At 36.2% G+C, this 18642-nt stretch carries 17 protein-coding genes and 6 tRNA genes; 5 read left to right on the top strand and 18 right to left on the bottom strand.

What is annotated here, in order from left to right; translation table 11 throughout:
* The first annotated feature begins 16 nt into the window (after positions 1-16).
* A complete protein-coding gene (locus D8M04_RS02070; RefSeq protein WP_121520920.1) occupies positions 17-262 on the top strand; it encodes a methanogen output domain 1-containing protein in 246 nt (81 codons plus the stop codon).
* Between the two features lie 73 nt (positions 263-335).
* Entirely contained in the window at positions 336-578 is a 243-nt protein-coding gene (locus D8M04_RS02065; protein WP_121520917.1) for a DUF2626 domain-containing protein, read from the top strand.
* Positions 579-873: 295 nt separating this feature from the next.
* On the opposite strand, the gene D8M04_RS02060 is transcribed toward D8M04_RS02065, so the two are convergent.
* Positions 874-1497: an MBL fold metallo-hydrolase gene (locus D8M04_RS02060; protein ID WP_121520915.1), complete on the bottom strand. Its 624-nt coding sequence runs from the start codon at positions 1495-1497 to the stop codon at positions 874-876.
* Between the two features lie 162 nt (positions 1498-1659).
* Here D8M04_RS02060 and D8M04_RS02055 point away from each other — a divergent pair, with 162 nt between their 5' ends.
* On the top strand, positions 1660-1833 hold the full coding sequence (locus D8M04_RS02055; protein ID WP_121520913.1) for a DUF2759 family protein: 174 nt from the start codon (positions 1660-1662) through the stop codon (positions 1831-1833).
* Positions 1834-2500: 667 nt separating this feature from the next.
* Here D8M04_RS02055 and D8M04_RS02050 read toward each other — a convergent pair.
* The 6 genes from D8M04_RS02050 to rpmG form a co-directional block, all read right to left on the bottom strand.
* Entirely contained in the window at positions 2501-4399 is a 1899-nt protein-coding gene (locus tag D8M04_RS02050) for an LTA synthase family protein (RefSeq protein WP_121520911.1), read from the bottom strand.
* Between the two features lie 174 nt (positions 4400-4573).
* A complete protein-coding gene (locus tag D8M04_RS02045; RefSeq protein ID WP_121520909.1) occupies positions 4574-5545 on the bottom strand; it encodes an ROK family glucokinase in 972 nt (323 codons plus the stop codon).
* Between the two features lie 5 nt (positions 5546-5550).
* Complete coding sequence (locus tag D8M04_RS02040) at positions 5551-5751, bottom strand: YqgQ family protein (RefSeq protein WP_121520907.1); 201 nt, start codon at positions 5749-5751, stop codon at positions 5551-5553.
* A gap of 74 nt (positions 5752-5825) precedes the next feature.
* Positions 5826-7283, bottom strand: a complete 1458-nt coding sequence (locus tag D8M04_RS02035; RefSeq protein ID WP_121520905.1) for a spore germination protein — start codon at positions 7281-7283, stop codon at positions 5826-5828.
* Between the two features lie 88 nt (positions 7284-7371).
* Entirely contained in the window at positions 7372-8925 is a 1554-nt protein-coding gene (locus D8M04_RS02030) for a rhomboid family intramembrane serine protease (RefSeq protein WP_121520903.1), read from the bottom strand.
* A 466-nt stretch (positions 8926-9391) separates the two neighbouring features.
* Positions 9392-9541: a 50S ribosomal protein L33 gene (gene rpmG / locus D8M04_RS02020; protein ID WP_121520899.1), complete on the bottom strand. Its 150-nt coding sequence runs from the start codon at positions 9539-9541 to the stop codon at positions 9392-9394.
* Between the two features lie 234 nt (positions 9542-9775).
* Between rpmG and D8M04_RS02015 the strand changes: the two genes are divergently transcribed.
* Together D8M04_RS02015 and D8M04_RS20315 are read left to right on the top strand one after the other, a co-directional pair.
* Entirely contained in the window at positions 9776-9997 is a 222-nt protein-coding gene (locus tag D8M04_RS02015) for a hypothetical protein (RefSeq protein ID WP_121520897.1), read from the top strand.
* Between the two features lie 11 nt (positions 9998-10008).
* Entirely contained in the window at positions 10009-10590 is a 582-nt protein-coding gene (locus tag D8M04_RS20315) for an MltG/YceG/YrrL family protein (protein WP_246001091.1), read from the top strand.
* A 72-nt stretch (positions 10591-10662) separates the two neighbouring features.
* Here the strand turns inward: D8M04_RS20315 and phoU are convergent, their stop codons facing one another.
* The 11 genes from phoU to D8M04_RS01955 all read right to left on the bottom strand — a co-directional run bounded on the left by phoU (position 10663) and on the right by D8M04_RS01955 (position 18503).
* A complete protein-coding gene (gene phoU / locus D8M04_RS02005; protein ID WP_121520895.1) occupies positions 10663-11316 on the bottom strand; it encodes a phosphate signaling complex protein PhoU in 654 nt (217 codons plus the stop codon).
* Positions 11317-11538: 222 nt separating this feature from the next.
* Positions 11539-13698 carry a peptidoglycan D,D-transpeptidase FtsI family protein gene (locus tag D8M04_RS02000; protein ID WP_121520893.1) on the bottom strand — a complete coding sequence of 720 codons (2160 nt, stop codon included), beginning with the start codon at positions 13696-13698 and terminating at the stop codon, positions 11539-11541.
* Positions 13699-13749: 51 nt separating this feature from the next.
* Entirely contained in the window at positions 13750-15021 is a 1272-nt protein-coding gene (locus tag D8M04_RS01995; RefSeq protein ID WP_121520891.1) for an MFS transporter, read from the bottom strand.
* Between the two features lie 92 nt (positions 15022-15113).
* Positions 15114-15725: a superoxide dismutase SodA gene (sodA, locus tag D8M04_RS01990; RefSeq protein ID WP_121520889.1), complete on the bottom strand. Its 612-nt coding sequence runs from the start codon at positions 15723-15725 to the stop codon at positions 15114-15116.
* Positions 15726-16110: 385 nt separating this feature from the next.
* Positions 16111-16186, bottom strand: a tRNA-Phe gene (locus tag D8M04_RS01985).
* Positions 16187-16225: 39 nt separating this feature from the next.
* Positions 16226-16318, bottom strand: a tRNA-Ser gene (locus D8M04_RS01980).
* Positions 16319-16325: 7 nt separating this feature from the next.
* A tRNA-Ile gene (locus tag D8M04_RS01975) sits at positions 16326-16402 on the bottom strand.
* Positions 16403-16415: 13 nt separating this feature from the next.
* Positions 16416-16491 (bottom strand) — tRNA-His (locus D8M04_RS01970).
* Positions 16492-16507: 16 nt separating this feature from the next.
* Positions 16508-16584, bottom strand: a tRNA-Met gene (locus D8M04_RS01965).
* A gap of 3 nt (positions 16585-16587) precedes the next feature.
* Positions 16588-16662, bottom strand: a tRNA-Asn gene (locus tag D8M04_RS01960).
* 215 nt (positions 16663-16877) lie between these two features.
* Positions 16878-18503 (bottom strand): Na/Pi cotransporter family protein, encoded by a 1626-nt coding sequence (locus tag D8M04_RS01955; RefSeq protein ID WP_121520887.1) that lies wholly within the window; start codon positions 18501-18503, stop codon positions 16878-16880.
* Between the last annotated feature and the right edge of the window lie 139 nt (positions 18504-18642).

Here is an 18642-nt window from a genome sequence, read left to right as displayed (position 1 = left end):
TAAAGAAGCTTCTTCTATGTTAGGCTTGTATTCACAATTCGAATATAATGAAGAAAAGCATTCTGTATCTTTTCAAGTTAATAATTGCCCTTTTAAAGAAGCCGTGACAATAAATCCCGATCTAATTTGTCAAATGCACCATGCCTTTATTAAAGGAATGTTTCAGGCATTGTTTAACGACGTAGAGCTATTCATGGAAGAAAACACGATTGCCAATGGTTGCGAAAATTGTTTATATACCGCAAATATCCCCGGTGTCTGATAAGTTTCATTTACAAGTTGGAAAATTTTGTTTATAATAGCAATGATAACGTTAACTAAAGGGGGTACTTTGCATGGATAGAATGTTTCGTGTACTTGCCTTTTGGACAGGGATATTCACAGTAATGTTCTATGTTGGAGATATGAATGGGGCAGCGTTATTATTCCTGGCTCAAACGGTATTTTTCCTTACATTAGGTTATTTGAAGTTGTCTGAGAGAATGTATATGTATTTATTCGGTGCTTATTGTACAATTTTTATGATTGGATTTACATGGTATTCCGAATTTATACTAGTACCCGGTTTCGGCCATTAAAAGAGAACCCAGCTCTATTTCTACAGAGTGCTGGGTTCTTTTTACTATTATGCTGGGTTTGAGTGAAACTTCACTCTGTAGGAAGTTCTTTTACGCACCGGTGAGGAGGAACTAAGACTATACCCGCTATATCCTGTGATCTGCGCTTTCTACCCTCACCGAAACCTTCTGTTGCAATGTCTTTGCGATCTACTTCCTGGAGCCCCAATGAATAGAGCGTTTGACAAGAATCACTCTCCCGCTCACAATCCTTGTATTCTACCTGAATTCTTCTCATGAAGAATCTTACAGCCAGTTAACCTGCAACAAATGGGTTATTCATCTTCTCATGTTTTATAGTAGTTAACGGGCCATGGCCTGGATATACTTTATAGTTCTCAGGAAGAGTATAGAAATGTTCCTTAATCGATAACTGAAGCTGTTTTATATCCCCGTTAATCAAATCTGTTCGGCCAATACCTTCTCTAAATAATACATCTCCCCCAATAATGAACTCTTCGTTACTAAAAATAAAACTGACACTGCCCGGCGAGTGACCGGGAGTATGTGCAACTTGAAAGGAAAATCCGCCAATCTTTAATTCCCCTTCATTAAATAGTTGGTCCGCATCCCTCACGACTATCTCTTTTCCAATGAAAGCATAAGAACCGTTTAGCTTTGGATCACTTAACCAGTCTTGCTCTGTCTCGTGAATGTAAACCTCTACCGCATATTTACTTCGTAACTCATCCACCGCACCAATATGATCAAAATGTGCATGTGTTAATAATATGGCCATTGGTTGGTAGCCGTTATTTTCAATAAAGCGAATTATTTTGTTAGGCTCTCCGCCCGGATCTACAATTAGTACTTCCCTTTCTTTTACAATTAAATAGCAATTTGTGCCAATAGGCCCTACTGGTAAAGAATGAACTTCCATCTTTTCTCCTCTGATCTGAATATAATGAAAATGCCTTCATTTATCTCGACAAAATCTATTCATTATTATAAAATGATATTAGTATTTATGTACTTACATATTAATATAAAAGTAAATTTCAATCAATTTACTTAGGGGAGAATGGGCAAAGGAGGTTTAAAAATGAATATCGTTTTAGGAATTCTATTTTTATTGGTAGCCTTGTTAGCTGTAGTATCTATCGTACGCCAGTTAAAGTATAAGAATATCCTGGCATTACTTTTCTCAGGGCTGACGGCTATTGCTTTTGGTTTCTTTTCTATTGCAACCATTATTTCTGAACTATCTTCGCTATAATAATGAAAACGTAAACTTTTTCTCATAAGGGCAAGGTACAAGCTACCTTGCCTTTATTTTTTATTCTTTTTTTGCTCTTATCTTCGCAATTGAGAGGAAATAACATTTTCACTACGTCGGATTCTTCTGATCATACTCTCGCTTGTTCTAATGATGGTGTGCGCTAGAAGCCGCTTCGGCAGAATACTCCTCTTTCCACGGGCACGGCCTCAGCCTCCTCGCGGAAAAACCACCGCTGCGGGGTCTTCGGACACGTGCTATTCCCGTAGGAGTCTACGTATTCTGCCTACGCTAATTGAGATTTTCTGCTTTATTTGTTGTGTAAGTACTGTTAATAACGTCTCATAGATCTTCATTTAATGTCTTATTGCAGTAATAAATACGAAAGTCGAAAAGCTCAAACTTAGCGGAGGAAATACGCGGAGATTCCTGCGGGAGGTCGGTTAAAAACGGCCACATCCTGTGGCCAACACCGACATTAGAACGTCCTGTTCATCGGAAAGCCTAGGTGAGACCCCACAGAGACGACAGTCTCGAGGAGGCTCAGCAGCGCCAGCGGAAAGCGGAGTGTATTTCCGCAGCGGTTCCTTGCACTAATTTGAATAAAATTGGTTCCCACTTTATTTAAAAGCCAACAAAAAAAGGGTCATCAAATGACGACCCTTTTTTACTCTTCAAAATCATGAAATCTTAATAGATCCCCATAGATTATATCATCGGAGTACTGCAATTCTTTTTGAACCATTTCTCCAATACCGCTACAAGCATCTGCTGTTTCTTCCTCATTCGTGCTGTCTTCAGGTACCTCAACAGGTTCTCCTGTTTCGCGGTCATAACATACTCCTGCTGTAGATATATAATTATCACTAACAAAATCACCATTTCTCAAGGCAATAAATCCTTTTCGATCTTCAGAAAATAAATCATTGCCAAAGTAAATATCCTTGTTTGCTTCTATTCCCAACAAGCTTAATATCGTTGGTTTCATATCAATTTGCCCAGCTACTTCAGAGATCACCTCTCCCTCTCCATTTCCAGGGATGTGAATAAACAATGGTACACGCTGTAATTGCACTTGGTCATAAGGTGTAATTTCTTCTTTACCTAGATACATTGCCATTGCTTTATTGTGATTCGCACTAATACCAATATGATCTCCCATAATTACAACGATAGAATCTTCATATAAACCTGCAGCATCGAGTTGATTGAAGAAATCTTCTATCGCCTCATCCATATAACGAACCGCTGGGAAGTAATTATTTAACGTATTTGAGTTAGAATTATACGGTTCAATGGATCTGTCTTCCTCATCCAATTCAAATGGAAAATGGTTTGTAAGTGTTATAAATTTCGCATAGTATGGCTCATCCATGGATTGCAAGTATTTTATGGACTGCTCAAAGTATGGTTTATCCTTTAATCCCCAGCCCACAGAATTTTCAGCGGAAATCTCGTACGCTTTTTCATCATAGAAATGGTCGAAACCTAAACTATCATACATTTGAAATCTATTCCAGAAACTGCCATTATTTGCATGCAGTACAGAAGAGGTGTATCCTTCTTCACTTAGGATTTCTGGCATAGCGTGATACTCATTTCCACCATGCGTAAAGAATACTGCACCACGTGATAAAGGATATAATGAATTCTCTACAAGAAACTCAGAGTCGGATGTATTACCTTGCCCTGTCTGCTCGTAAAAATTGTCAAAATAAAACGTATCCTCGTCTTCTATTAAACTATTTAAGAATGGTGTTACCTCTTCCCCATTTACTTCATTGTTAATAACAAAGCTTTGAAGGGATTCTGCATTAATCCAAATAACGTTCTTCCCTTCTGCAGCTCCAAACATATCTGATTTCTTATCTGGTGCGACTTTTTGGTCAATATACTCATTTATGTCATTAAGTTCATTTCCATCTGCAAACACTCGCTGCGATTCCGCCTTGGAATGTTGGATGATGTCATAAATATGATAATTAAACAACCCAATATTTTTAACTAAATATTCCCTGTCAAACCCACGAGTAAATAATTGAGGTCTTTCCATTTCAGCTAAGAAGAAATTACCAGCAACTAATAATAGGGACATTGCAAGAGCAAATACCTTACCTCTTTTTTGATAGTTAACAACTAATTTCTCCTGCTTCTTCTTACTTAACACCCAAATAATCACTACATCCAAAAATAGAAGAAGATCATATGGCTTTATTAAGGTTAGAATACTAGATCCTAAATCTGACATATTACTTCCCATGAATAATTGTGGTATCGTAATAAAATCAGTAAATTGTCTATAGAATACTAGATTAGCATATACGATAAAAGAAGCAATAAACACAGAATATCTTATATACTTCCTTTGTCTGGACGGTTTATTAAACCAAACACTAACTGCTAATAATAAAAAAGCAGATACAAATGGATTAATAAATAAAATAAGCTCTTGCATGTTATTTTCAAGCTCTATATCAAACAAGAAGCGGTAAGTGATATATATTTTTAAACCGAACAACAAGCTTGCTGTAACATATAGTGGTACTCTTGGAAGTTTAGATTTCATAAAATTCCTCCTCATCTCCAACCATCTAAATCTATTGATGGATGCGAGTGGTGTTTCCAATTCATAGTATATGACGTATTTAACTTAAAAAAGGTTTCATTCAGTTTACAATTAATTAATATTCATTTAATATGATATCACTTTTATGAAGATAATAAACCTGTAATATTTATTTTATTTCAATTTATTTACATTCTGTAATACTAAAAATCCAGCACCTATGATTCCAGCATCATTTCCTAACTTAGCTAGTCTAATTTCACAGGCTTCAGCAAGTTTTGGAATGGCATATTTCTGAAATGCCTTTTTCACCTCTTGCAGCAAAGGATCACCTGCTTTTGAAACACCGCCCCCAATTAAAATAATAGAAGGGTTAATTATCGTAGCCATATTTGCAATTGCCCGCCCAAGCACATCCATAGAATAGGAGATAATTTGTTTACTTGGTTCATCTCCTCGTTCTGCTAAATCAATAACATCCTTTGAGGATACACTCCCGTATTTTTCCATTACTTTTGCAAGTGCACTATCTGGATTTGCTTCTATCGTTATTAATGCTTGACGGACAATTCCTGTTGCAGATGACACTGTCTCTAAACAGCCATAACCGCCACAATTACACTTTTGACCATTAGGCTCCACCTTAATATGGCCGATCTCTCCAGCCATTCCAGTTTCCCCGTTTAAGATAGCTCCATTAGCTATAACTCCTCCACCAACGCCTGTGCCAAGTGTTACAGCAATCATGTTGTTTGCTTGATGTCCAGCACCCTTCCAGTTTTCTCCCAAAGCTGCAATGTTAGCATCGTTTTGGACATATACAGGTAATCCGGATCTTTCTTTTAATTCTCTCGCTAATCCTAAATTTTTCCAACCAATATTAACTGCTTCATATACCAGCCCGGTACCTGCTTCTATAAAACCTGGTGCACCTACACCAATCCCTAGAATATTCTCCTTTGGAATGGAAAGCTGTGTTAATTTCGAATGAACGGCGTTCCATATATCCTCAACAATAAAGTGACCAGCCTCAGCAGTATTAGTGGGTATTTCCCACTTAGTTAAGATTTCTCCCTCTTGGGAAATAAATCCCAGTTTAATAGTTGTACCTCCGATATCTACACCAACCATCATTTCTTTATTCAAAATGCTCACTCCGTTCCCTTTAATCTTGCTATTTCTTTTTTTAAAATCAATTTCCCTATCATATATGTTTCTTTTTCAATAAATCGGTAAGAAAATAACTCATACAATTCCATATCCATTAATTCCAGGTCTCCAATACGATCCCCAGTATAAATAAGTGTTCCGTATTTCAACAATACTTGTTGGACATCATAAACAGTTTTCATTTAATCACCAACCTCCATTATATCAAATTCCAATAACTTAATACATTTTTAACCCAAAAAAAGGACCCAGATCATTAACGATCGGGGTCTTGGGGATGTAAGAAATCTGGTCGCTTTCTGTGAAGCGGAACGGGAGTACGCAATAATACTTCTTTAAAACCTGATGAGGAAAAAGGTAAAAACGGCCAAAAATAAGGAATTCGGAATGTCTCCATTCTAGCAAGATAAATAATCCATAAGGTAATACCTACCACATATCCAATTACACCGAATGCAGCTGTTATAAGCAATAAGACAATCCTTACAATATGGTTAGCCAAGCTCATTTCATAACTTGGAGTAGCATAAGTTCCAATTGCAGCAACAGCAATATACAAAATGACTTCATTAGAGAACCAACCAACTTCTACTGATATTTGTCCAATTAGAATAGCAGCTACTAGCCCAAGTGCCGTGGCTAAAGAAGAGGGACTGTGTATAGCGGCCATACGTAAGACATCCATACCAATTTCAGCGAGCAAGAATTGAATCAGTAAAGGTATATTTCCTTTTTCGTTTGGTCCAATAAATTCTAATGCTGCTGGCAATAACTCGGGTTGAACAGATAATAAATAATATAGTGGCAAAAGAAAAATCGATAAGAAGACTGCTAAATACCGGACCATTCTCAAATAAGCTCCCACAAGTGGCTTTTGCCTGTATTCTTCAGCATGCTGCAGGTGCTGCCAAAAGGTAGAAGGCGTGATCATCACACTCGGAGACCCGTCAATAATGATTAAAACATGACCTTCATATAAATGAGCTGCAGCTGTATCAGGACGTTCCGTATAACGTATGGATGGATAAGGGTTCCAGTGTCTGCCACTTAAGAATTCTTCAATGGTTTTTTCTGCCATTGGTAATCCATCGGTATCTATTTTCTTTAAGATATGTTTTAGGTGGTCTACCCTTTTTTGATCAGCAATATCAGCTAAATAACAGACAGCAACATCTGTTTTTGATCTTCTGCCAATTTGCAGATACTCCATACGTAAAGATCTGTCTCTTACTCTACGCCGGGTTAAAGAAGTATTGAATACGATTGTTTCCACATACCCATCACGTGAGCCCCTTACCACTCGTTCTAAATCTGGTTCTTCTGGAGAACGAACCGTATAAGTCCGTGCATCAATAAGTATAATTTTATCTATACCATCTACTATTAAAGCTGTAGTACCAGCCAAAACGGAGTCTGCTGCTTTATTTAAGTCATCTATCTGATCTAACTCCATATAAGGAATATATGTTTTTAATAACTTGTTTAGTGTATCGGGCTCTAGTTGTTCTGGTTTTAATTTTGCTAGGAATTTCATCAATAAGTGCATAATATCGTCTTTAGCAAAGCCATCCACTAAAAATATTGCCATATCTCTACCGGCATATTCTAAATCCAACCTTACTAAATCAAAACTCTCATCCACACCTAAATGGTTATTTATATATTCCACATTTTTAGAAAATGAATCGAATAATGGCTGTTTTTCTGTCTCCAAGTTTTTCACACCTCTCTTTCCTCATTTACTTCTAGTGTTAACGAAGAAATGATTTCTATACGGAAAGAGGAGTGTAAGAATAACCGCCCTATTTGTCCACCGATTTACCTGTGATTTCTTCATATAATTTTTGGTAATCGGGATTACTTCTATCCTTCTTGTACGCTTCTGCTATATATTCTGCAGCTCTATCTATGTTTCCTTGATTGTAATACAACAAAGCTAAATTAAAGTAGGCCTCTGATGGTGCGTTATTATAGGTCGTACTTTCTTCCAGATCCGTAATAGCCTTTTCTATATTACCCAGCTTTAAATAGGCATAGGATCGTTGAAATAATAAGATCGCTTCATCATCACCTTCCAGCTCTAATCCATCCGTTGCTGCCTCTACAACCTCCGTGTAGTTGTTAGCTAATAATAATTCTTCTATTTTCATTAAGTGATAAGTTTGATTATGAAGATTATTGTAATAGCCAATTAAAAACAGAGTAATCAACATTAAAGGATAACCAATACTTGCGATAATTCGGCTTTTCATCTGTTTCTTTTTAGGAACATTTACAATAGCAGATGCAATAAATCCAGCAATTAATCCGCCTATGTGAGCTGCCATATCGATTTGTTCGACCATAAAACCAAGTAAAAGATTAATAGCTAAAATGGCAATAATATTTGTTCCTATGGTTTGGAGAAAGACCTGTTTATAAACGGTACCAAAAAATAGCAGAGCACCAAATAGACCGAAAATCGCTCCAGAAGCACCAGCAGATATATTTGTCGAGAAAGCAAAGCTGGCCAGCCCGCCACCTATACCAGCTAATAGATAGATAATTAAAAAGCGCCATTTGCCAAAAATACGTTCGACTGCTGTTCCCAGATAGTACACTGCAATCAAGTTCATTAGTAAATGTAAAATACCAATATGCAAAAACATCGAGGTAATGATACGCCACCACTCATTGTTCTCTATCATACCAGGGTTATATTTGGCACCAAGATCAATTAACGTGTCAATCTGAGTACTCCCGCCGCTTACTTCTAGCCAAATAAACATAAAAATATTAAGTGCTATTATCAGATAGGTGAAAAACGGCTTTCCAAATGTAAAAATATTTTCCACTTCATTTCTTCTATATGTAAGCTTTTCAATGAGAAATTGCTTATAATCTCCAGTTACTTTTTCTTGTTCATACGTACTTAAGGCTATGCCATCTAAATTAATCTTTACTCCTGCCTGTTGTTGGAATCTTTCTAGCTCTTCATGATTGCTATTGCTATCAAAGTAATATACACGCATATTGATTTTGGCTTTATCCTTTAATTTCATAGGCCTTTTGAGAAGTTCCCAATCATCGACAGGTGGATAAGTAGAAACATAAATATTATGAAGCTCAATCTCTTTTCCTCTTATAAAGCGTTTAAGATTTCTTGTCTTCTGGAATACGATAGCAACATCTTTTTTTAAATGATTTTTCCAGTCAAAACCTTTATGGATAAGCCGGACTACTTTTGATAACTTGTCTTCATATTTTTCTAACCAGATTTCATGATTATTTGAATCAATATGTAAAATATCAAATTCCATTTCTGTTACAAGCTGATATGCTATTTTATAAAGATAATATTGTTCATTTACATACATATATTCACCAACCCTAGATGAGTAATAAAAATCTTGTTCACCGTTTAAACAGTAATGTGTACCTCGATTTCATAAGCATCATTTTATCTAATCATAACAAACCTCCATGAAATATAGAACAAAAAAGAAGTTGCTCTAAACGCAACTTCCTTCGATTAATTCTGATAATCCTTTAACTTGTCTCCGAATAATCCTGGAATAAGCTGATTCCTTAACTGCGGGATATTCATGGAAAATCGGACAGCTACTTTTCTAAAAAACCCAACTGCTAAGATTGTGTTTAATATTCGATATCTCCACTTAAACAGGACTGATATCAAGGTAAAGATAATAACGAAATAGGATAAGACACGCATCTAATCACACCTTCTTCTATTAAACGTTTAGGGTTAATTTTTACTTATTCCTCTCTATTTATTCAAATAAAAAAAACCCTTATCAAATGACAAGGGTTTTCTTATTTTTATTATTTAGTTTCACGGTGTAAAGTGTGTTTTTTAAGACGTGGGCAATATTTCATAAGCTCGATACGCTCAGGATTTTTACGTTTATTTTTTGTAGTAATGTAATTACGTTCACCTGTCTCAGTACAAGCTAAAGTGATGTTTACGCGCATGATTTTCCCTCCAAACTATAAAAACTTGCTAATCGATAGTACAAATCATTTCAGACTCAATAATAATATCAGAATTTGGGAAAACAATCAATAATAATTGGAAAATAATTAGAGTTTCCCTAAGTACGTTTTCTATGTTATAACTATTAATGTGACAAATTATGACTCTTTTTGTCATTTAATAAATCTATGATTGGTTGATTAGCATTCGTAGACTAAAAAGGAGGTATATAAATGATCTATGCAGTAATTGCCATCCTAATTGTTGCAGTAGCTTTATTCATTTTATCGTATTTTGTGAATGATAAATTTGAAGATTTAGAAAGTCAGGTTGAACAATTATCGATTACAACAATGCAAGATACATATCAGATGAAGAAAAAGATTAAAATCCTTGAAGAGGAATTACTACCCGAAGGACTTGATCAAGACATGATTTCAAAAACTAGTAAATAAAGGAGAAACCTATGAAACAAGTTTTACGGTATTTTTCTGTCGGTCTTCTTACTGCTGGAGTCATAATGCTTATTGGACTACAATTCTTTGACGAAAAAGGTATAGAAGAATATAGTGCAGAGGAATTAATTCCTCTCGTTGAGGATAGCGGGTATTATGTGCTATCAGGTGAAGAATATATTACTTTAACAGTCCCAAGTTCCGAAAGCAGTGCTAAAACTGCTGAAGCTAATAAAAAGCCTGCAGAGAACACGGAACAAAAATCGACTAATACAGAAGAAAAGAAAGAATCAGACACTGAAGAAACCAAGGAAAGCAATACTGAAGAAGCCGATGAGGAAAAAGAAAAAGAAAAAGAAAAGACTCAAGAAGAAAACACCAACGAAGCAGCAAGTTACAAGATATCCATTAAACCTGGAATGCTTACTTCTGAGATCAGTTCATTGCTTGAAGAGAACAATATTATAGAAGATGCTTTTGAATTCGATCAATATCTTAATGAAAATGATTATAGCTTATATGTACAACTTGGGGAATACACTTTAACAAGTGATATGAGCTTTTACGAAATAGCTGAGACTATAGCCAATTAAAACAATATTAAGCCCCCCCTTTATTCAATAAAGGGGGGGCTGTTTAGATAACCATCGGTATGAGAATTTCATTTAGTTCAAGCTGTAATTTTCACCTTTTACTAAGTAAAGAATACTTTCTCCAATATTGGTAATATGATCTGCATACCGCTCTAAGTAACGAGCTGTAAACGCTACTTGCATTACATATTGAATCTTATCTGGGTTTGTCGCAGTCTCTCCAAGAAGTTCGCTTACAATCGTTTTATATAATTTATCTACATCATCATCCATCTCAGCTAATTTACCTGCAAGTGCAATATCTTCATTTTGAAAAGCTAATATTGCCGTTTGTAGCATCTTTAAAATCATCTCTTGCATTTTTCTTAAATCCTGTGGTATAGAGCTATAATTCTTACCTAATAGGATGGTAGAATTTGCAATATTTTTCGCATTGTCAGCCATTCGTTCGATATCTGTTACAATTCTTAATGCGATAATAATTCTTCTTAAATCTCGTGCAACAGGCTGCTGTTTTGCGATTAACAAAATTGCCTTATCATTAATTTCAATTTCACCACGATCAATTTCATAATCATTCTCTATTATCGAATTTGCTTTGTCTAGATCTTGTTCAAACAATGAATCCATTGCGTTGTTTAACGCCTCTTTTGAAGCAATAGCGAGTTGTACAATTTGTTTGTTTAACCCCTCTATTTCACTTTGGAACTGCCCACGCGTTGCCATAATAAATATCTCTCCTTCGCTATTACAATTTATAACGTGTTTTCTTATTATATACAAATAATGTTAAGTTAGCATGAAATTTGTTATAATCTTATGTTAATATTGAAAAATCTTGCATTACCTATTTAAATTCTATATCAGGAATTTATATATACCCATAAAAGCAAATATTAAAAACAAAAGCCTAAAATTCATTTATGGAATTTTAGACTTTTTAGCATGTTACTCATCTGTATCATCAGATTCTGTCTCACTAGATTCAGCTTCTACTTCTTCCCCATTATTATTCGATTTTCCTGATGCTCTTTCTTTTTTCATTTCAAAGTAAGTATCTAGGATCTTTTCGCCAATCGTATAATTTGGATAATTACTATGTCCGCGGCTTAAGCCAGGAACGATAACAGCGAATGCAACTTCCGGATTATCAAATGGTGCATAACCGACCAAGTTGAGGTTGATAGTATCATACCCTACTATTTCCCCATTCACATTTTTATAAACCCTGCTTTCTGCTGTACCTGTTTTTCCGGCAGGATTATAAGGTTTACCAGCAAAGGTACTTCTAGCCGTACCACCTTGTTCTTGAAACACCCTGCGAAAGCCTTCCTGAATGCGATCAATATGTTCCGTATCTATTCTATTTAAAACATCGGTATGCTTTGCTTCATAGATTGGACCTAGCTTCTCATCCGTCGGCAATGGTTCACGAACTTCTTTTAAGAAATGCGGTGCAACACGGTATCCCCCGTTAGCAATAGTCGAAATATACTGGGCTTGCTGTATATTTGTATATGTATCATATTGTCCTATTGCAAAGTGAAGCAAGTTCCCCGCTTGAGGATTTGTTCCGGCAAATCCAGTTGCTTCATATGGATAATCCACTCCCGTTTCTACCCCAAGTCCTAATTGAGCAAAATAATTTCTAAATTGCTGAAAAGCTTCAAATTTAGATTCATTATCTATTGCTAGCGTACTTCTACTTGGGAAAGGATAACGATAATCTCCACCCATTCTTAATGCAATGTAAAACATATAAACGTTTGAGGATCGCTTCAATGCATTAATATCATCTACGGCACCGATACCTGTTGTCCAGGAACGGAATAACGTACCACCACCGTAGAATTGTTGATCATAGAATACTTGTCCTGGTGAAATGACACCCGACTGTAAACCCGACAGTACTGTTGCGCCCTTTATCGTAGAACCTAACATATGAGCATCATAAAGGTTTTTGAATGCTACATTTGAAAATTCACTTGAATCTCTATCATAATGCTGACCTGAGACCGCAAGGAGTTCACCAGTATTGGGGTCCAATACGATAGCTAACATATCTTCTAAATGTGGGTTCCCAGAAACATTATTTTTCAATTCTTCACGAAGGATCTCGTCTACTGCTTCTTGGAGCTCCATATCGATTGAAAGCACCAAGTCTTTTCCACTTTCACCTTCCACCACGGTTTCTGCTCCTATAACCGTACCGTTCTTGGTAGTCGTATATTGTATTTGCTCTTTCCTGCCCTTTAATAGACTTTCATAGTATTGCTCCAGACCGCTTTTACCTACTCTGTCATTTCTGCTATAGCCTCGAGTTAAATAGTAATCTTCACTCTCAGCAGGTATACCTTCTTCTTGTGAAGTGATACCTCCCAGCAAGCTTTTCAGTGTCTCATCATATGGATAAGTCCGGTTCCAGTCGGTAGTAGCATTAATACCCGGAAGTTCACTTAAATTCTCAGATACTTGAGCGTATTCTTCAGCTGTCACACCTTCATTTTTTACCGTATGTGGCGTTAAAGAAAAAGCCTTATCTAATTCTTTCTTAATTGCAATGACTTCTTTTTCTTGAAGAGTAAAGTCACTAATTTCTTCTTCTGTAATTCGGTTTAATGTCAGGTTATACACTTCAGCATTATTTAACTCGCTAGCTTCTTCAGTAGACACCCTTTCATCAGCTTCTTCTTGATTCTTCAAATACCAATATTCTTTCAGGTTCCTCTCCGTTAATGACCTGTCAAAATATTCTTCCGCGTCTTCCCCTTCCGGAACCATTGTAATATAATTAGCTAACTCCTCGGCAACCTTTAACCTGTCTTCAGCTTGAATTCCTTTAGGTGGTGTATAGGTTATAGAATAAACCGGTTCATTATCTACTATAATATTATGGTTACGATCGTAGAATTTCCCTCTTGGGACCGGTATTTTCGTTGTATCTTTGATCGTTCGTTCAATTTCTTTCTGAAAGTCTTCCCCATTTAAAATTTGAACAACACCTAATTGTAGTATAAGTACGGAAAACAGTAAAAATATGATAAAAAATACAATATTTATCCGGAAGGGAAGCTGTGCTTTCTTCTTTTTCTTTTTATTGGTACTCATATTTCTCCCCCAAAAATGCAAAATCACGTTTCAAATATTATATTATCACATCTAGCGGTTTTTTTCGTCTGTTATCTGCTCCTTCATTAATATTTCTTTTTTGGAAGAACTCCCCAAGTAGATATTCCGGATATAGAAGTAAACAAACAAATGACCTGCGCCAAAAATAACAAACATAATAGAAACTGCGAAGTCTGGTTCAACGATTGAAATGAGAAAGATAAATGCAAGCACTGAAATAATGCGGCCAATATTTAAGAATAGCTCTCTAACAACAATATATTCAATCCGCATCTCTCCCGCTTTCCACGCTTTACCAATTACATCATAGGTAAGCGATATATATGGAACATTAATGATTGGGTAGGCTATCCCTATTACAACTGCATATACCATTAACAGGGTATAATTCACCTCAAAAAGGATGATGAAAATAGACAAATATAATAAGACTGCACCGAGTAAAATGGCTTTCTTTCGCATTGCAGGTTTAATGAATTTGGTAACTACAAAATAGAGGACTGCAGATAAACCTGATAGAAATAAGTTAAAGGTCCCCAGTGCTAATTCACTTTGTGTTACAACAAAAACCCATATCGAGATGACAAAAACAAAGACACCTTCCCTTAGACCTTGAAATACATGCGCATAAAGAATTCTACGCCAGTTCTTATTCCTGTTTCTCTCCATCAAGACCCGTTTAAAAAAAAATGAGCCTTCAGCCTTTCTGCGTTGAATAAAAAAACTGCATGCTACTGCCAAGATGAACAAAATAAAGGATATTGTAAAAATCGTTGTATAGCCTACACTGCCATTCATTCTGGAGATAATAATACCAGCTACTATTGGACCGACCATTCCACCAAGGGATTGTAAGATCCCTAAGAATCCATTAAAAAAATCCCTTGTGTCAGGTTCAGTTATTTCAAAGGTAAGTACGTTAAATGCTAACCAATAAAAACCATAGCCGATGCCGAGCAGACTTCCTAGAAGAAAGTTATAGGTCGATGAAGCTTCCCCAATGAATAATACACAAAGAAAGAACAAAGACAAAAACGTAACACCTAACCTTAAAACAATAATCCGATCCACTTTTTTTGCTAAACGTCCCGCAAGAATAAAGGTTACTGCTTGAAACAGATAAATAGCTAAATTATACATAGCAATCGTCATAAATTCACCAGATTGCCTCCATAGGTAAATGTTAACAAATGTATTCGATAAAAATATTCCTAAAGAATATAGTCCACCTATTAACAACAATAGCAATAAATCTTTATTAATATTTAATTTGTCACGAAAACCTTGAAGTATGTTCTGCATATCTAATTCTCCTTTATCCTTCTTAGTGTGAACGATAAAGGATTAGATATACAAAAACACGAGGGAAATCCCTCGTGTTTTACAATCAAATATTATTTAGCTTCTGTGTAATTTTTAGAAACTTCATCCCAATTTACTACATTCCAGAAAGCAGAGATATAGTCAGGACGTTTGTTTTGATATTTAAGGTAATAAGCATGCTCCCAAACATCAAGACCTAATAAAGGAGTTTTTCCTTCCATTAAAGGAGAATCTTGGTTTGGAGTGCTAGTAACTTCTAGATCGCCATTGTTTAAAACAAGCCATGCCCAACCGGAACCAAAACGCGCTGCAGCTGCATCTGCAAACTTTTCTTTAAATGAATCAAAGCTTCCAAACGTGCTATTGATTTTCTCAGCAAGTTCTCCAGTTGGTTCACCGCCACCATTAGGTGAAAGTAATTTCCAGAACAAGCTATGGTTAGCGTGTCCACCACCGTTATTGCGTACTGCTGTACGTTGTTCTTCCGGAACAGCATCAAGATTAGAAATAAGCTCTTCTACTGATTTATCTTGAAGATCAGATAATCCTTCTACTGCAGCGTTAAGCTTAGTTACATAGGTGTTATGATGCTTCGTGTGGTGTATGTTCATTGTTTCCTTGTCGATTGTAGGCTCTAATGCATCGTATGCATATGGTAGCTCAGGTAATTCGTATTTTGCCATTTGTATCTTCCTCCCTAATAATGGTAATTAAGGGCAAGCCCTTTATCTAGAAGATATCACTGCTTGTTGATCGTTGCAAATTATTTGCTCGTATTTATTATAAAAAGTAATAAAAATTTTAATATTTAACACTTTCAGTTAACGAATCGATGATTATTATATTCAAAAGAAGAATATGGAATATTAGCCTGATATATACCTTTAACATGAAAACAGACTGGATAATACTTTGGCAAGTATGTAAAGACTCCATTTGCTCCTAAAGATTCTGAAAAAACTTACTATGCGTTGTGCGCACTCCCCTTGAAGTTACCCTCGAGTTTTGCTACCTCGATGTAAAGGTAAACTTTAGCAAACAAAAAAACAAGCAACTGCTTGTCTATACTGGTGGCTCGGGACGGAATCGAACCGCCGACACAAGGATTTTCAGTCCTCTGCTCTACCGACTGAGCTACCAAGCCTTATGAAGTTTTCGCTTTTTTAGATTTATGTATTAAGTATGGAGGAGGTAGAGGGATTCGAACCCACGCGCGGTTTGACCCGCCTGTCGGTTTTCAAGACCGATCCCTTCAGCCAGACTTGGGTATACCTCCGAGTAAATGGTGGACCCTGCAGGACTCGAACCTGCGACCGATCGGTTATGAGCCGATAGCTCTAACCAACTGAGCTAAGGGTCCTAAAGCTTAAATATGGGGCGACCGGTGGGAATCGAACCCACGAATGCCGGAGCCACAATCCGGTGCGTTAACCACTTCGCCACGACCGCCAAAGTAAAATATAAATGGTAGCGGCGGAGGGGATCGAACCCACGACCTCACGGGTATGAACCGTACGCTCTCGCCAGCTGAGCTACGCCGCCATTTGGCTCCACAGGTAGGATTCGAACCTACGACCGATCGGTTAACAGCCGATTGCTCTACCACTGAGCTACTGTGGAATATTTAACTTTGTTTTGCAGCAACGATATTTAATATATCATTTCTGTGACTCTTTGTCAATTGTTTATTATTACTTTAAAATTCCTACTATATTGTTTCAATTTGAAACGACAATAATTATAATAGCATTTACCAATAAAAAAAGCAATATAAAATTTCATATATCTATAAACCCAGCAAAGAAGAAAGACTAGCGTCTATCTTCTTTACTAGTTCATTCCCCTAAGACATCTTCAGCAATATTTACTGCATGATCTCCTATTCGCTCTAAATTGCTTATGATATCAACAAAAACAATTCCCGCTGAACCATTACACAGATTTTCATTCATGCGGATAATATGGTTTTTACGAAACTCTCTTTCCATATTATCTATCTGCTCTTCTTTTTGCACAACTTCGATTGCTTTCTCCCTATCTAATTTATCCAGAGCACTAACCGCTTGTTTAACCGTTAGCAGCGTTAAATCAAACATGCTATTTAAATCCTCAAATGCTTGTTTTGAGAGATTGACCTTGTTAGTTATTTTATAGTCAATTAACTCTATAATATTTTCAAAATGGTCACCAATTCGCTCTATGTCCCGTACCGTATCCATTAAAGTTGTATGTTTTGAACTTTCCGCTTCGGTTAGTGATTCGCTTGATATTTGTACAAGATAGTCGGTTATTCTTCGATCTAAGTTATTTATTGCGCTCTCAATTTGAATGGCTGTATCTGAATGCCTTGGCTGATTAGTAGTAAGATATAAGCTTGTCTCTTCCAAACCTTTATAGGCATATTCCCCCATTCGTACGACCTCTAATTTGGCCTGTTCTAAAGCTAAAGAAGAAGACCGTTCAATAAAAATAGGATCTAAATGCTTTGGTTTATATTGGATAACAGAATCTTCACCGGGAATAAGTTTAGTTACAATCCAGGCAAGTACAGCTATAAACGGTAACTGGATAATAGTGTTAATTACATTAAAACTTCCATGAGCAAAGGCAATCGTCATTTCCTCGTTCAATGCAAGCTGTTGTTGTAAGAATACAACATAGCTTGTAAATGGTATCAATAATAACATGAATATAGTTGTTCCTATAAGATTAAAAATAACATGTGTAAGTGCAGCTCGTTTTGCGACGACTGTGGAACCTATAGCTGCTAGAATTGCAGTTATTGTGGTTCCTATATTATCTCCAAATAATACTGGCAAAGCGGCTTCAAGGGTGATAGCACCTTCCGCGTATAAACTTTGAAGAATTCCGATTGTGGCACTAGAACTTTGTACAATCATAGTAAATATAGTGCCTATAAGTACACCTAATATGGGGGTTTCACTCATACTCATGGTTAGTTCATGGAAAGTCGCTAGAGAGCTCAAAGGCTTCATACCATTACTCATTAATTCCAATCCCAAAAATAGAGCTCCGAAGCCGAAAATAGCTTGTCCAATGGCAACCATTCTTGGTGATTTAATAAAGAATATAATCAATGAACCAATTGCAATTATGGGTAATGCATATTCCCCGATATCAATACCAATGATAAAAGCTGTAACCGTGGTTCCAATATTCGCACCCATAATGACACCTATTGCTTGTCTTAACGTCATAAAGCCTGCATTAACTAATCCTACGGTAAGAACTGTCGTACCAGAGCTGCTCTGAATTAAGCCAGTAACAATAATCCCTGCTAATACTCCTAAAAAAGGATTAGAAGTAAACCGATCAAGAATATCTCTTAAGCGATTTCCAGCTGATTTTTGCAAACCATCTCCCATGAACTTAATACCAAGAAGGAATATTCCTAACCCCCCGAAAAATTCAAAAAGCAGAGTCTGTATATCGATTTCCAAATAAGTTACATCCCTTCTTTTATTGGTAAAAAGTTAGATTCCGTTATCTATACTAAAGTTAAGTAAAGTTTTTGTAAAGTTTTTGTTTATTCTTTACATTAAATTTACAATCAGAATTTTAGTACTTCAATAAAAAAAG

The sequence above is a fragment of the Oceanobacillus piezotolerans genome, assembly GCF_003665065.1.
GTDB classification, from domain to species: Bacteria; Bacillota; Bacilli; order Bacillales; family Amphibacillaceae; genus Oceanobacillus; species Oceanobacillus piezotolerans.
The sequence above is the reverse complement of the archived record's forward strand: the minus strand, read 5'-3'. Positions and strand labels throughout refer to the sequence as shown.